This window comes from Paenibacillus oryziterrae (assembly GCF_042610485.1).
GTDB lineage: Bacteria > Bacillota > Bacilli > Paenibacillales > Paenibacillaceae > Paenibacillus_AQ.
The window spans coordinates 1-15136 of the sequence record NZ_JBGJZO010000032.1; the positions used below are offsets into that span (position 1 = coordinate 1).

Here is a 15136-nt window from a genome sequence, read left to right on the forward strand (position 1 = left end):
TTAAGCTAATGGCTACTACTGCCTTCGCCATTCGGGACTTCAACCCTAGAGATAGCGCCCATGCTGGGCGCACTAAAAAAACAGGCAGTGGAATCTGCCTGTTGGTGATAACGGAAAAGCCTGCCTTTTCTCCATTATGAATGGAGCAGAAGGCAGGCTTTTTATTTAGTGAATCTTCTATTATTCGCTCACATACCCGTGTTTCGCAACCCATCCGCCAGCCTCTGCCAAAGCCCCTTCAGCCCGCTCAATCGCTGCCTTCACTTGAACGGTTGCAGTTCCGCCGTAGACGTTCCGGGCGTTGACTACCGCTTCCGGCTGCAACACAGCGTAGATCTGTTCGTCAAACAGCGGGGAGAAGTGTTTAAATTCCTCCAGCGTCAGATCGAGCAGGAATTTACCTTCGTTGATGCAATATAGCACGGTTTTGCCGATAACCTCATGCGCCTGGCGGAACGGCAGGCCCTTGCCCACGAGGAAGTCTGCGATATCGGTAGCATTAGAGAAGTCCGTATTTACGGCCTCACGCATGCGTCCTTTATTCACCTTCATGGTGGCGATCATCGGAGCGAACAGCTGAAGCGCGCCTGTCAGCGTGGCTACAGTATCGAACATCCCTTCCTTGTCTTCCTGCATGTCCTTGTTGTACGCAAGTGGCAGCGACTTCAGGACGGTCAGCAGACCGATCAGGTTGCCGTAGACGCGGCCGGTTTTGCCCCGCACCAGTTCAGGCACGTCAGGATTCTTCTTCTGAGGCATAATGCTGCTGCCTGTGCAGAACGCATCATCCAGCTCTACGAAGCTGAACTCGGTGCTGCTCCACAGCACAAGCTCTTCACTGAGCCGGGACAGGTGGGTCATGATCAGTGCCGCATTGGCCAGAAACTCCACGATGAAATCGCGGTCGCTCACGGCATCCAGACTGTTCTCATACACACTGTCAAACCCAAGCTGCTCCGCAACAAAATGACGGTCAATCGGAAAAGTAGTTCCCGCCAGCGCACCAGCGCCCAGCGGAAGAACATTAATGCGTTTATAGCTGTCGGTCAGACGCTCCGCATCACGGCGGAACATGGACACATACGCCAGCAAGTGATGGGCGAATAGAATCGGCTGCGCCCGCTGCAGATGTGTATAACCGGGAACGATGGTATCCACATTATCCTTGGCTTGCACGATCAATGCATCCTGGAGCTCGTGCAAAAGTGCTACCAGCTCCACCACGCGGTTCCGCAGATACAAGTGCATGTCAGTAGCCACCTGATCATTCCGGCTGCGTCCGGTATGCAGCTTCCCGCCTACAGGACCGATCTCCTCGATCAGGTTCTTCTCGATATTCATGTGAATGTCTTCATCCGCTACGGAGAACTCTACCTCACCGGCACGAACCTTCTCCAGTACCTTACTCAGGCCAGCCTTGATGGTCTCCACATCTTCCTGCGGCAGAATTCCGCATTTACCCAGCATGGTTACATGCGCCAGACTTCCTTGTACATCCTCTTCCGCCAGTGCTTTATCAAATCCGATAGAAGCCGTATACTCCTCTACCAGTTTGTTCGTTCCTTTGGTAAAACGTCCGCCCCATAACTTGCTCACCTGTGACTCCTCCTCTATGGACGCCAGAGGGCCGCTCCTGTCCTGACGGGAGGAACGGCCAACGGAAATCCTTATATTTATGGATAGGGTACTGATAGGGTAAGCCGTAACTACGGTGAATGTTGGACTTCCGATCGCTGTTATCCTCTGATTCCTTGAATAACCGCCTTAGCGGTTGGAATCTGAGGATAAAGGCGAACGCTGCGCTTCTCCAGCTCAAAAATTCCCCTTCGTTACTTTCACCCTATCGTTTAATTGCAGTTAAAAATTTAAGGTAAGTATTTACTCTCACCTTTACAAGACCTATGAAGTTCAGAGCTCAACCACACTTACTTCGCAATTCCAGTAGCTCAGCCAACTTATTTTGCAGACTCTGCTACACCTGCGGACACTTTAAGGCGCAGCGCGTTCAGGCGGATAAAGCCTGTGGCATCGCCTTGGTCGTAGGCTTGGGTCGGGTCAGCTTCCATGGTTGCGATATCCGGGTTGTACAGGCTGACCGGACTTTTAACACCGGCGCCGATGATGTTGCCTTTATACAGCTTGAGGCGTACGGTACCGGTCACATTCTGCTGGCTTTCGGTTACGAGGGCTTGCAGCGCCAGCCGTTCAGGAGCGAACCAGAAGCCGTTGTATACCAACGTACTGTAGCGGGTGATCAGGCTGTCACGCAGGTTCATAACTTCACGGTCCATGGTGATGGATTCCATTTTGCGGTGAGCAGTGAACAGAATGGTGCCGCCCGGAGTTTCATACACGCCGCGGCTCTTCATGCCCACAAAACGGTTCTCTACCATATCGACGCGGCCGATGCCATGCTTGCCGCCCAGCTCGTTCAATTTCTCCATTACTTGCAGCGGAGTCAGAGCCTCGCCGTTCAGGGCCACACAGTCACCTTTCAGGAAATCAAGTTCTAAGTATTCCGCCTCATCCGGAGCATCTTCCGGCGCATTACTCAGCAGGAACATTTCCTTATTCTCGGGAGCACTCGGATCAAACCACGGATCTTCCAGCACACCGCTCTCATAGCTGATATGCAGCAGGTTGCGGTCCATGGAATACGGCTTCGCTGCCGATGCCTGAACCGGGATACCATTCGCTTCAGCGTAGGCGATCATCTCCGCACGTCCAGGGAACTGACTGCGGAACTCTTCCAGACGCCAAGGTGCGATTACTTTGATACCGGGCGCAAGCGCAGCCGCACCCAGTTCAAAACGGACTTGGTCATTACCTTTGCCTGTTGCGCCATGAGCAATGGCAGTAGCGCCTTCGGCAATCGCAATATCCACCATCCGCTTGGCGATCAGCGGGCGTGCGATGCTTGTGCCAAGCAGATATTGTCCCTCATACAAGGCTCCCGCCTGGAACATTGGATAGATGAAGTCATTCGCGAACTCATCGCGCAGGTCATCAATATATACCTTCGATGCGCCGGTTGCGAGTGCTTTTTCCTCCAGACCTTCAAGCTCTTCCTTCTGGCCGATATCGGCGGTAAAGGCGATAATCTCTGCATCATAGGTTTCTTTCAGCCACTTCAGAATGACGGATGTATCCAGCCCGCCGGAATAGGCGAGCACGATTTTTTCTTTTGGCATGGGTAGGTTCCTTTCGTGTGGGCTATATAAAACACTTTTAAAGAGTTTTCCTCGGGCAAAGGTGGCCTCTCCGCGTGCGAAATAATCCTCCGATCGCTGTTATCCTCTGATTCCTTGAATAACCGCTTCAGCGGTTGGAATCTGAGGATAAAGGCGACCACTGACGTTTCTCCAGATTCATTCCGCCCGCTCCGATAACCTTAGCCGGGAAAGCTAACTTTAAAACCTTTTTTATATAGTGATTTTATATTTATATATAAAAAACAAATTCTTATCTTCTTCTTAATCCATTAAGGTCTTACCCCATCAGGGCGGCCATCAGCGCTTTCTGCGCGTGCAGGCGGTTCTCGGCCTGGTCAAAGATGACCGAGTTCGGGCCGTCGATCACAGAGGTGGATACCTCTTCCTCGCGGTGGGCAGGGAGGCAGTGAAGGAACAGGTAATCACTCTTCGCCAGTTTCACCAGCTCATCGTTGACCTGATAATCCTTGAAAGCTACCTCACGGGCGAGTTGCTCGGCTTCAAAACCCATGCTGGCCCAGACGTCGGTGTAGATCACGTCTGCATCAGTGACAGCTTCCTGCGGACTGCGGGTCACGACGATCTCAGCTCCGGTCGCCTTGGCGATCTCACGGGCCTCCGCCACGATAGCGGCATCGGGCTCATAGCCTTCCGGACTGGCAACCGATACATGCACGCCCAGCTTGGCTCCGCCTATCATCAGCGAGTGCGCCATATTATTACCATCCCCGATATACGCCAGCTTCAGACCCTTCAATTGTCCTTTATGCTCGTATACCGTCTGATAATCGGCCAGCACCTGGCACGGATGTGCCGAATCGCTGAGTCCGTTGATGACAGGTATGGAGGCGAATTTCGCCAGTTCCTCTACCTTGTCATGTCCAAAGGTGCGGATCATAATACCGTCAAGATAACGGGACATGACCTGCGCCGTATCGCCTACGGTTTCACCGCGGCCGAGTTGAATATCATTTTTGCTGAGAAACAGCGCATGACCGCCCAGCTGATACATCCCGACTTCAAAGGAGACACGCGTCCGTGTGGAGGATTTCTCAAAAATCAGTCCGATCGTTTTGCCCTTCAGCGGCTGGTACACCTCACCGCTCTTCTGCTTCTGCTTAAGCTCTACGGCAAGTTCGATCAGATACATGATTTCTTCTGTACTGTAATCGTTCAGCTCCAACAGGTCGCGGCCTTTCAACTGCTTGGCGATTTCTGCTGCACTCTGTACTACCTGACTCATGATCCGGCTTCCCCGCTTTCTTTTTTAGCATAAGTATGAATGAGTTCCGAAAGGATGTCCACCGCTTGGTCGACCTCCTCCTTGCTTACATACAGGTTCGGCAGGAGTCGGATCACGTTCGGTCCGGCGGTTACGAATAACAGCCCCTTCTTCTGTCCTGCCAGCACAATATCACTCACAGGGCTCTGGCACTCGATTCCAATCAGGAGGCCTTTGCCACGGATATCAAGAACAAATGGACAATCTGCCAGCTTCTCTTTCAAAAGTCCGGTTAAATACTGGCCTGTCTTGGCAGCACGCTCCGGAAGCTCGTCTTCAAGCATCGTTTCAATGGTCGCCTTCATCACCGCGGCCGCCAGAGGGGTTCCTCCGAACGTCGACGCGTGGGCTCCTGCCGTGAACGCTTCCCGCAGGTAGCATTTAGCGAGCATCACCCCTGCCGGAAATCCGCTTGCCACCCCTTTAGCCAGGGTGAAAATATCAGGCTCCACCCCGTAATGCTGATGGGCAAAAAGTTTCCCGGTACGTCCCATTCCGGTCTGTACTTCATCCACGATGAGTAACAGCCCATGCTCCTTGCAGAGTTGGCTTACGGCCTCCAGAAACTCCGGCTGCACTTCGAGTACTCCGCCTTCAGCCAGAACCATCTCCATCATAATGGCTGCCGTATTCTCGTGAATTGCACTTTCCAGCGCTTGAAGATCATGCAGAGGAACAGTCTTGAAACCGGCAGGGAGCGGGAGGAATCCTTCCTTGACCTTTGCCTGTCCAGTAGCAGTCAGCGTTGCCAAGGTACGCCCATGGAACGATTGTTCAAAGGTGATGACCTCGTAGCGCCCCGTTCCTTTCACCTTTTGGTGATAGCGGCGTGCCAGCTTAATGGCTGCCTCATTCGCTTCCGCACCACTGTTGCAGAAGAATACCTGGTCTGCACAGCTGTTCGCCGTCAGCAGAGAAGCCACATCATCCTGGCCGGGAATATGGAAGAGATTCGACACATGCCACAAGGTGTCAATCTGTTCTTTCAGCTTGGCGCCAACCTTTTCCGGGGCATGGCCAAGGCTGGTTACTGCCAGACCGCAGGTGAAATCAAGATATTTATTCCCCTTGTCATCCCATACCCAGCTGCCTTTGCCCTTAACCAGGCTGATATCGAATTTAGCATATGACGGGAAAATTGCACTTCCCTTTTCGGCCGGGACAGCCTGATTGCTGGAATCCAACGGATTCACTGCGTTCCCCTCCTGCGCTTCTGCCAAAGAAGATTTCCCTGCTTGCGTAAGCTCGCTCATTTCTATTCACTCTCCCACCGCTCCGGTATGCCGGCAGCATGTTTATTTTGAACGTATAATACGTGTTCCTAAAGACTCACCAGCCAGCACCCGGCTGAGCACTCGCGGCTCCTTACCGTCCACAATGACAACCTCGGACACACTTCCCTGGATGCAGTCCATTGCGGCACGGACCTTCGGAATCATTCCCCCGTAGATTTCGCCGCTGCTGATTAAAGCCTCAATCTCCTGTTCCGTCACGGCAGGGAGCACAATCTTCTCACCGTCAACCGTACGCATGATTCCCGGCACATCGGTAACAACGATCATCTGGGGCGACCGCACATAAGAGGCAACCGCACCCGCCGCTGTATCGGCATTAATATTGTACCTCTGGCCCTCCGCATCCACACCAACAGGTGCAATAACCGGAATATAGCCCAGCGCCACAATACCTTTTATGAGCTCAGCATTTACAGAAGTAACCTCTCCTACAAGACCTACCTCTGCATGGTTGGCAACAGGCTGTGCCTGAATGAGATTACCGTCCACACCAGACAGGCCTAGCGCCATGCCGCCACTGCTCTGAATTCGCCGCACTATAGCCTTATTCATGCTTCCGGCCAGCGTCATCTCCACGACATCCAGCACTTCCTCGGTCGTCACCCGCAGGCCGTTCACAAAGCTGCTCTCTATTCCAAGCTTGGCAAGATTCTCAGAAATCGCCGGACCGCCTCCATGTACGATTACAGGCCGGGCACCTCCCTGCTGCAGTTTCCGTAAATCCTCGAAAAAAGAATCCGGGAGCGCAGCAAGTGTACTTCCGCCGCATTTCATGACAAACAATCCATGAGTGCCTTCTGCTTCTATATCATCATTAAGGGATAATTTCGGTGTCATGTAATTCCTTCTTCCTCCCGGCTATAAAATCAGGTGCGGTAAGCCGCATTGATACGCACATAATCATACGTAAGATCACAACCCCAGGCCGTTGCATTTCCATTCCCATCCTGGAGGTCTACCGTAATCAATACCGTATCTCCCTGCAGATAAGCCAGTGCTTCCTCTTCATCAAAAATCACCGGCCGCGACTGTTCCAGCACTTTAATGCTGCCGAGAGCGATATCCACACGGTCCGGTGAAACCGGAACTCCGGCACGCCCGACTGCCGCAATAATCCGCCCCCAGTTCGCATCAGCGCCAAATACGGCTGATTTCACTAGACTGGAGCCAACTACGGTCTTGGCAATAGCACGGGCAGCCTCTTCATTGACCGCACCGTTCACGATTACTTCTATTAAATGCGCTGCGCCCTCGCCGTCACGGGCAATAGATTTAGCAAGACTTTGACAGACATGCGTAAATCCAGCGGCAAAAGCATCCCAATCCGGATGCAGCCGGTTCAGCTTCTCATTCCCCGCTAGTCCGCTCGCCATGGTAATCAGCATATCATTCGTACTGGTATCCCCGTCCACGGTGATCATATTAAAGGTAACATCCGTCGCTTGCCGCAGCAGGCTGTGCAGATCCTCCTGGTCAACAGCAGCATCTGTGGTCATAAAGCCCAGCATTGTCGCCATATTGGGATGGATCATCCCCGATCCCTTTGCAGCACCGGCAATCGTTACTTCCGAACCATTAACCCATACTTTAACGCAGCATTCTTTTTTCACCAGATCCGTCGTCAAAATCGCCTGGCAGAACGCTTCCGCACCTGCCGCTCCATCATCCAGCGTCTCGGGCAAGGCGGCAATGCCGCTACGGACACGATCCATTTTGAGCAGTTCACCGATCACTCCGGTCGAAGCGACTGCCACTTCCGTCTCAGGAATGCCCAGCTGCCGGGCGGTTGCTGCACGCATTTCATAAGCATCGGCTTCACCCTGTTCCCCTGTACAGGCATTGGCGTTTCCGCTGTTCACTACAACCGCACGCAGGATACCATCCGCAAGGCTTTCACGGGACACCTTAAGCGGTGCCGCTTGAAATACGTTGGTCGTATAGACAGCCGCTGCCGTCGCAGGCACCTCACATACAATGACCGCGAGGTCGTTGCGCTCTGTTTTTTTCAGACCACAGTGTAGTCCCCCCGATTTAAAACCCTTAGGTGCTGTAATGCTTCCGCCTTCTACGACGGTATATTTATTCTCGCTCATTAGTTAGTTGCCGCTCAAAGTCCTATGGATACACGGGCGTGTAACCTAGGCCAAGCGTTTCCTCCCATCCCATCATCAAGTTAAGATTCTGTATCGCCTGACCTGCCGCGCCTTTTACAATGTTGTCAATTACGGACACAATGGTGACCCGCCCTGTCCGGGCGTCAGCCGCAAAACCAATATCGCAATAGTTGGAGCCACTGACCTCTTTGGTCGCCGGAACAATCCCGGCATTTCTTATGCGGACATAAGGCCGACCTGTATAATATTTACAGTATAAGTCCACAAAATCCTGCTCCGTGTACTGCCCATCCATCGTCGCATACATCGTCGCCATAATGCCTCGGGTCATCGGCACCAGATGCGTAGTGAAGGTTATCGTCACCTTATCCCCGGATACATCGCTTAAAACCTGCTCAATTTCCGGAATATGCTGATGCTTGTTGACCTTATACGCTTTGAAATTCTCATTGATCTCCGCATAATGAACGGTCAGGCTGGTTCCCCTCCCCGCTCCGGATACACCGGATTTGGCATCCACGATGATGGACTCCGGCTTGATCCAGCCCGCTTCAATGGCCGGAATCAAACCGAGCAGTGTCGCCGTAGGATAGCAGCCCGGATTAGAGATAAACTCAGCACCTGCCGCCCGTTCACCATAAATCTCGCATAATCCATATACAGCCTGCTCCAGATATACTGGGTCCGGGGCCGGATGTTTATACCACTCTTCGTACTCAGAACCGTCTTTTAACCGAAAGTCACCGGACAAATCTATTACTTTCAAGCCCTCCTGTAGCAGCTGCGGCACCAGCTTGGCACTTACACCCGAAGGTGTCGCCGTAAAAACGATATCCGCCCGCTTCGCCATCTCTGCCGGATTCACACCGTCAAGCTTCCCCAAAATCCCAGTCAAATGCGGAAAACCTTCCTCGATAAGCGCCCCTTCACTTGAGGAGGAAATAACCGAAGTAATCTCTACCTCAGGATGGCTTTGCAGCAGCCGGATCAACTCCACTCCTCCGTATCCAGTTGATCCTACGATTGCCGCCCTCAGCTTGCCCTGCATGGTCATCCCTGCTTTCTGCTCAGTTATATTCTCTATTCACCGGAATTCCATTATCGTATTCATCCGTCTCGCAAATATGTATTATTATACAACCGCATTAATATAAATACAACCAATACATCCCCACCAATGTAAAAAAAGAGAGACGTAATTTCTCCCTTCACAGGAGATTTACGCCTCTCTTTTGAACCCTTCGCCCAATACTTCATGAGCCTCGGTAATAATCACAAACGCTCCCGGATCCACCGAACGGACGATGGCCTTGAGTCTGGTGATTTCATTTTGTCCTACTACAACCATCAGCACGGTCCGGGCTTCGCCAGTATACCCGCCATGTGCATCCAGCTTGGTCAATCCACGGTCCAGGTCATGCAGAATTTCCTGCGAGATCTCTTCCGTCTTGTCCGAGATGATGTATGCAACCTTCGTATTACTGAACCCAACCTCTAGGGCGTTGATCACCCTGCCTGTTACGAACAGCCCAATTAGAGCATAGAGTGCCTGCTCCATCCCCAGCACAAAAGCGGCCAACGTAATCACTGTCCCATCCAGCAACACTACGGACATGGAGAAGCTAAGTCCGGTCAATTTCTGAATGATCTGCGCCAAAATAGTAAGGCCGCCTGTCGAGCCGCGCCCCCGGAATACCAGTCCAAGACCCAGACCTACGCCAATGCCCCCATAGATGGAAGCCAGCAGAGGATTATCAGTAGGGACCGGTCCGTCTTTGGTAATAAAAATAAACAGCGGCAACAGAAAGCTGCCCAGCAGCGAGCGAACCCCATATTGTCTGCCGAGGATCAGCACACCAAGCACGAAGAGGGGAATGTTCAGCGCCCACTGGGTGAATGCCGGCTCCGCTCCGAACCATGACTTGGCCAGTACGGACAAGCCGGATACGCCTCCCGAAGCAATCTCGTTTGGCAGCATAAACAGATTAAAGGCAAGTGCCGTTACAAGCGAGCCCAGCACAATCAGTGTGATATCCACTGCATGACGAAGCGGCCCGTTCAACGGAATAAGTGGGGGTTTGGTGCGTGAATTTATTTTTTGCATGAAGCAGACTCCTTAGCGTGTGATCTAACCCCGCACCCGTTATGGCAATGCATGGTTCTTATGAAAAGACTCCCGCACACAGGCGTGCACGGGAAGTTCATCTTTTTACTCTACCTCAGTCTTGATCTGACTCCGGAGATACCCGTCAATAAAGGCATTGAGATCGCCGTCCATGACCGCACCTGTATTTCCAGTCTCCACAGAGGTCCGGTGATCCTTCACCATACTGTAAGGATGGAACACATAGGAGCGGATCTGGCTGCCCCAGGCAATATCCGATTGCTCGCCGCGAATTTCATCGAGCTGCTGCTGCTGCTCCTGAAGCTTGCGCTCATACAATTTCGAACGAAGCATAGTCATCGCCCGCTCGCGGTTCTTAATCTGGGAACGTTCGCTCTGACAGGTCACTACAACCCCGGAAGGAATATGGGTAATCCGCACTGCAGAATCTGTTGTATTAATGTGCTGTCCGCCCGCTCCTGTAGAACGGTACGTATCCACCTTCAAATCCTCCGTACGGATTTCAATTTCAATATCTTCATTGATCTCCGGCACCACATCACACGATACAAATGAGGTATGCCGGCGCCCGGAAGAGTCAAACGGCGAAATCCGTACCAGACGGTGCACACCTTTCTCCGCTTTCAGGTAACCGTAAGCATTAAAGCCTTTAATCAGCAGCGTAACACTTTTGATACCGGCCTCATCCCCAGGAAGATAGTCCAGTACCTCGACCTTAAAGCCGTTCTTCTCCGCCCAACGGGTATACATCCGCAGCAGCATTTGTCCCCAGTCCTGAGACTCCGTGCCGCCTGCACCAGGATGCAGCTCCAGAATAGCATTCAGCTTGTCATACGGCTGGTTCAAGAGGAGCTGCAGCTCGAACTCATTCACTTTATCCAGCAGCTTATGGATCGAATTCCCCGTCTCTGCAGCAAGCTCTTCGTCACCTTCTTCATCCGCGAGCTCGGTCATCATACTGGCATCATCAAATTCCTGCTGCAGCTTGTCGTATTGATCCACGGAACCCTTCACAGCATTCATCTCGGCAATTAGGGCTTGAGCTTTCTCATTATCGTTCCAGAAATCGGGGGCTGCCATCTTCTCTTCGAAGTTGGCGATCATCTCCAGCTTCAGATCTAAGTCAAAGTGACCCCCTAAGGTTGGTTAATTTCTTACTTATTTCACGCAGGTCCTGCTTCACGTTAGGATCGATCACTCTGTTCACTTCACCTTTCAAAATAAGTTATTGCGCGCGGGCTGCTGGTTGAACGTTGAAACCTCAGGTGAATTTTTGTCCATTCCGACAATGTTTGGACTTCCGATCGCTGTTATCCATGGATTCCTTGAACTATACCGCTCTGCGGTTGGAATTCCGGGATAGCATATGCTTCCGAAGCCAGCTTTCCTCCGGTAAGCTTTCGGGCGAACGCTGGCACTTCTCCAGTTCCAAACCTTCTCTCCATTCAGCAATTCACCGGAGTTTCAAAGATTCAAGAAGAAACGGCTGCGCCGTCCTTCCAGGGATGGCATCCGTTTCTCGCAGAAATAGAAGGATGATTTATGAGGTGAAACTTATAAATCCTTATATTTCAAAAAAGCGGCCGGGCCGCAAACGAGGAGTCCCCCGGGCCCAGCCGCACTTTGCTGTTATTAGAAGCTTCTTACGCGTTTTGTCCGTGGCAGTTCTTGTATTTCTTGCCGCTGCCGCATGGGCAAGGATCGTTGCGGCCAACCGTAGCTTCGACATGTACCGGACGTTTCTCTTGCGGCTCTGCGTTCGTGGAGATTTTATCCTCTTCCACTACGGATTGACGCTCCTGGTTCGTCTCGATATGTGCCTTCATAATATATGTCGCAACTTCTTCCTGGATGCTCGCCGACATTTCATTGAACATTTGGAAGCCTTCAAATTGATACTCGCGAAGTGGATCAGTACCGCCGTAAGCACGAAGGTGAATCCCTTGACGCAGTTGATCCATAGCATCAATATGATCCATCCACTTGCTGTCTACAGAGCGGAGCACGATAACCTTCTCAAATTCGCGAACCAGCTCGGAGCCGAGTCGTTCTTCACGGGCAGCATATTTCTCCAGCACACGTTCAAAGATGAATTCGGTAATTTCATCGGCTTCCTTGCCCCACAGAATATCACGGGTCAACGCACCATCTTCAAGTAACTTGTTATTTACATAATCCGCAACTTCCTGCAGCTCCCAATTCTCAGGAATATCATCGCTGCAATGCGCTTCGACCACACGGGAAATTACAGGCTTAATCATTTCAACGACGGTGTCTTTAATGTTATCAGACTCCAGAATTTCACGGCGCTGTTTATAGATAATTTCGCGCTGTTGATTCATCACGTCATCATATTGCAAGACAACCTTACGGATATCAAAATTGTTGCCCTCTACGCGCTTCTGGGCAGATTCAACGGCGCGAGTAATCATCTTACTCTCAATCGGCTGATCTTCCTCAAAGCCTAAGCGGTCCATCATGTTCAGCACATTATCCGCACCGAAGCGTTTCATCAGTTCATCGCCAAGCGACAGATAGAACTGCGTGGAACCCGGGTCACCTTGACGGCCGGCACGACCGCGCAGCTGGTTATCAATCCGGCGGGATTCATGCCGCTCGGTACCAATAATATGCAGCCCGCCAAGCTCGGCTACACCTTCACCCAGAATGATATCTGTTCCGCGTCCGGCCATGTTTGTTGCAATCGTAACTGTACCTGGTTCACCTGCATGAGAGATGATTTCCGCTTCCAGCTGGTGATGTTTCGCATTCAGCACCTGGTGCTTAACACCTTTGCGTTTCAGCATTTCCGATACACGTTCCGAATTCTCGATCGATACCGTACCTACCAGAACTGGCTGGTTCTTCTTGTGACGTGCAACGATCTCTTCAACTACTGCATTAAACTTGCCGTTCTCACTCTTATAAACTACATCCGGGGAGTCTAACCGTTGGTTAGGCTTATTCGTAGGCACTTGAAGAACTTCAAGACCATAAATTTTCTTAAACTCTTCTTCTTCAGTCTTTGCTGTACCTGTCATTCCACCCAGCTTACGATACATCCGGAAGTAGTTCTGGAAGGTAATTGTGGCCAGCGTCTTGCTTTCATTCTGAACCTCAATTTCTTCCTTAGCTTCAATTGCCTGGTGCAGACCATCGCTATAACGGCGGCCAGCCATCAAACGGCCGGTAAATTCATCAACGATGACAACTTCTTCTTCCGCAACCACATAATCAACGTCCCGGCGCATAATAACATTCGCTTTAAGCGCTTGAACGATATGGTGATTCAGCGTTACGTGAGTTTGGTCATACAGATTCTCTATCCCAAAAGCCTTCTCCGCTTTGGCTACACCTTTCTCAGTCAGGGCAACAGCCTTCACCTTGATATCCACAGTATAATCTTCTTCTGCCGTCAGTCTTTTTACAAAACGATCAGCAGCATAATACAGTTCATTGGACTTCTCGGCTTGTCCGGAGATAATGAGCGGAGTCCGTGCTTCATCAATAAGAATGGAATCCACTTCGTCAATGATACAGAAATATAACGGGCGCTGTACCATTTGCTCTTTGTAGAGCACCATGTTGTCGCGCAGATAGTCAAATCCAAATTCATTATTCGTACCATACGTAATGTCGCAGGCATAAGCCTCTTGCTTATCGGCATGGTCCATGCCGCTCAGGTTAACCCCGACCGTCATGCCCAGGAAATTATATATCTGCCCCATTTGGGCACTGTCGCGTTGTGCCAGATAATCATTGACTGTAACAACGTGAACACCTTTACCGAGCAATGCGTTCAGGTATACCGGTAGTGTTCCTACCAGAGTTTTACCTTCACCTGTCTTCATCTCGGAAATTCTACCTTCATGTAGTGCCATACCACCCACCAGCTGAACGTCAAAATGACGCATGCCGAGTGTCCGTACGGAAGCTTCGCGCACGGTAGCAAACGCTTCAGGAAGAAGTTCGTCTAATGTCTCGCCCTTCTCGATCCGAGCACGGAATTCTTCAGTCTTCGCTCTCAATTCTTCATCCGAGAGCGCTTTGAAAGTAGGCTCCAATCCATTGATTACTTCAACCGTCTTCATGAGACGTTTGACATCACGTTCGTTGGTATCGCCAAATATTTTTTTAACAAGTCCTAGCATGGTTAACCCCTTTCATGCAACACAGATGGTGGAACCGAGCCCATCCTCACAAATTGAAGGGGCCGCATGTACAAAAATCGATTCCGCTGCTTCATAAATTGTAACAGTTTGTAAGAGAAGCCGCAATACGAGCAGCCATAACCCCAGTTTCTAACAGCAACTTTTATTATTTATATACGCACAAGAGCCCTATTCGTTGTCAAACGAATAGGGGCTCGCTTAATTTTTTATTTAGTAATGCGTTCAGGATTATAACAACCGTGTTAGTCCTGTTCAATCAACCCGTACTTGCCGTCATTCCGTTTGTACACAACACTAACTTCGGAAGTGTCGATATTAGAGAATACGAAGAAACTGTGTCCTACCATGTTCATTTGCAGGATTGCTTCCTCGACATCCATTGGCTTTAGTGTGAACCTTTTGTTACGCACTACCTCCAATTCATCAATATCGTGTTCCTCAACAGCAACACTGCCATTTGCGCCTTCCACAAAAAGTGTCTTCAAGCTTCCTTCCTGGCGGAACTTACGGTTGAGTTTAGTTTTGTGTTTACGAATTTGACGTTCCAGCTTGTCCACTACGGCATCAATGGAAGCGTACATGTCATCGCTGCGATCTTCCGCACGAAGAGTTACTCCGGCTAACGGAATGGTTACTTCCACCGTATGAAGGCCTCGAACAACGCTGAGGGTTGCATATCCTTCAGAGGTAGGGGGTGCATCGAAATACTTCTCAAGTCTGTTGAGCTTTTTATCAACATACTCTTTCAAAGCTTCGGTCACTTCAATTTGTTGACCTCGAATGCTGAATTGCATGGGCACTCCTCCTTTGCTCCTTCATTATACCAAATTGTCAGCGTTAAGTAAAAAGCATTTCATGACACATTTACATGTCACTTACAATTAAGGGTCACATGTGTGAAAAGGCTTTCACAAGTTGTCCATACTTTGCCGCAAA

11 protein-coding genes are annotated in these 15136 nt (G+C 50.8%); all 11 read right to left on the minus strand.

Going from position 1 to position 15136, the window contains the following annotated elements:
• Positions 1–180: 180 nt before the first annotated feature.
• The 11 genes from argH to hpf all read right to left on the minus strand — a co-directional run bounded on the left by argH (position 181) and on the right by hpf (position 14994).
• Positions 181–1596 carry an argininosuccinate lyase gene (argH, locus tag ACAN55_RS21865; RefSeq protein WP_379137965.1) on the minus strand — a complete coding sequence of 472 codons (1416 nt, stop codon included), beginning with the start codon at positions 1594–1596 and terminating at the stop codon, positions 181–183.
• Positions 1597–1955: 359 nt separating this feature from the next.
• A complete protein-coding gene (locus tag ACAN55_RS21870) occupies positions 1956–3191 on the minus strand; it encodes an argininosuccinate synthase (RefSeq protein ID WP_379137968.1) in 1236 nt (411 codons plus the stop codon).
• 298 nt (positions 3192–3489) lie between these two features.
• Complete coding sequence (gene argF, locus ACAN55_RS21875) at positions 3490–4455, minus strand: ornithine carbamoyltransferase (protein WP_379137971.1); 966 nt, start codon at positions 4453–4455, stop codon at positions 3490–3492.
• Positions 4452–5747: an acetylornithine transaminase gene (argD, locus tag ACAN55_RS21880; RefSeq protein WP_379137975.1), complete on the minus strand. Its 1296-nt coding sequence runs from the start codon at positions 5745–5747 to the stop codon at positions 4452–4454. The genes argF and argD overlap by 4 nt, the downstream gene beginning before the upstream one ends.
• A 42-nt stretch (positions 5748–5789) precedes the next feature.
• The gene (gene argB, locus ACAN55_RS21885) at positions 5790–6626 is read right to left on the minus strand and encodes an acetylglutamate kinase (protein WP_379137978.1); all 837 of its coding nucleotides are present in this window, start codon (positions 6624–6626) and stop codon (positions 5790–5792) included.
• Positions 6627–6655: 29 nt separating this feature from the next.
• Positions 6656–7882: a bifunctional ornithine acetyltransferase/N-acetylglutamate synthase gene (argJ, locus tag ACAN55_RS21890; RefSeq protein ID WP_379137982.1), complete on the minus strand. Its 1227-nt coding sequence runs from the start codon at positions 7880–7882 to the stop codon at positions 6656–6658.
• A 22-nt stretch (positions 7883–7904) separates the two neighbouring features.
• Positions 7905–8951 carry an N-acetyl-gamma-glutamyl-phosphate reductase gene (argC, locus tag ACAN55_RS21895; protein WP_379137985.1) on the minus strand — a complete coding sequence of 349 codons (1047 nt, stop codon included), beginning with the start codon at positions 8949–8951 and terminating at the stop codon, positions 7905–7907.
• 171 nt (positions 8952–9122) lie between these two features.
• On the minus strand, positions 9123–10007 hold the full coding sequence (locus ACAN55_RS21900; protein ID WP_379137988.1) for a YitT family protein: 885 nt from the start codon (positions 10005–10007) through the stop codon (positions 9123–9125).
• A gap of 105 nt (positions 10008–10112) precedes the next feature.
• Positions 10113–11226 (minus strand): peptide chain release factor 2 gene (gene prfB / locus ACAN55_RS21905; protein ID WP_379138073.1). Its coding sequence is split into 2 segments (ribosomal slippage): positions 10113–11153 and positions 11155–11226, totalling 1113 coding nucleotides; the frame shifts between segments, so codons are not numbered across the junction.
• A gap of 445 nt (positions 11227–11671) precedes the next feature.
• Positions 11672–14179, minus strand: a complete 2508-nt coding sequence (gene secA / locus ACAN55_RS21910; protein ID WP_379137991.1) for a preprotein translocase subunit SecA — start codon at positions 14177–14179, stop codon at positions 11672–11674.
• A gap of 263 nt (positions 14180–14442) precedes the next feature.
• Entirely contained in the window at positions 14443–14994 is a 552-nt protein-coding gene (gene hpf / locus ACAN55_RS21915) for a ribosome hibernation-promoting factor, HPF/YfiA family (protein WP_379137994.1), read from the minus strand.
• Positions 14995–15136: the final 142 nt, after the last annotated feature.

Bases quoted from the DNA above. Each gene is read 5' to 3' on its own strand.
- ACAN55_RS21900 (WP_379137988.1), bottom strand. From the start codon at position 10,007: ATGCAAAAAATAAATTCACGCACCAAACCCCCACTTATTCCGTTGAAC.
- argC (WP_379137985.1), bottom strand. From the start codon at position 8,951: ATGCAGGGCAAGCTGAGGGCGGCAATCGTAGGATCAACTGGATACGGA.
- secA (WP_379137991.1), bottom strand. From the start codon at position 14,179: ATGCTAGGACTTGTTAAAAAAATATTTGGCGATACCAACGAACGTGAT.
- argJ (WP_379137982.1), bottom strand. From the start codon at position 7,882: ATGAGCGAGAATAAATATACCGTCGTAGAAGGCGGAAGCATTACAGCA.
- argF (WP_379137971.1), bottom strand. From the start codon at position 4,455: ATGAGTCAGGTAGTACAGAGTGCAGCAGAAATCGCCAAGCAGTTGAAA.
- ACAN55_RS21870 (WP_379137968.1), bottom strand. From the start codon at position 3,191: ATGCCAAAAGAAAAAATCGTGCTCGCCTATTCCGGCGGGCTGGATACA.
- argB (WP_379137978.1), bottom strand. From the start codon at position 6,626: ATGACACCGAAATTATCCCTTAATGATGATATAGAAGCAGAAGGCACT.
- hpf (WP_379137994.1), bottom strand. From the start codon at position 14,994: ATGCAATTCAGCATTCGAGGTCAACAAATTGAAGTGACCGAAGCTTTG.
- argD (WP_379137975.1), bottom strand. From the start codon at position 5,747: ATGAGCGAGCTTACGCAAGCAGGGAAATCTTCTTTGGCAGAAGCGCAG.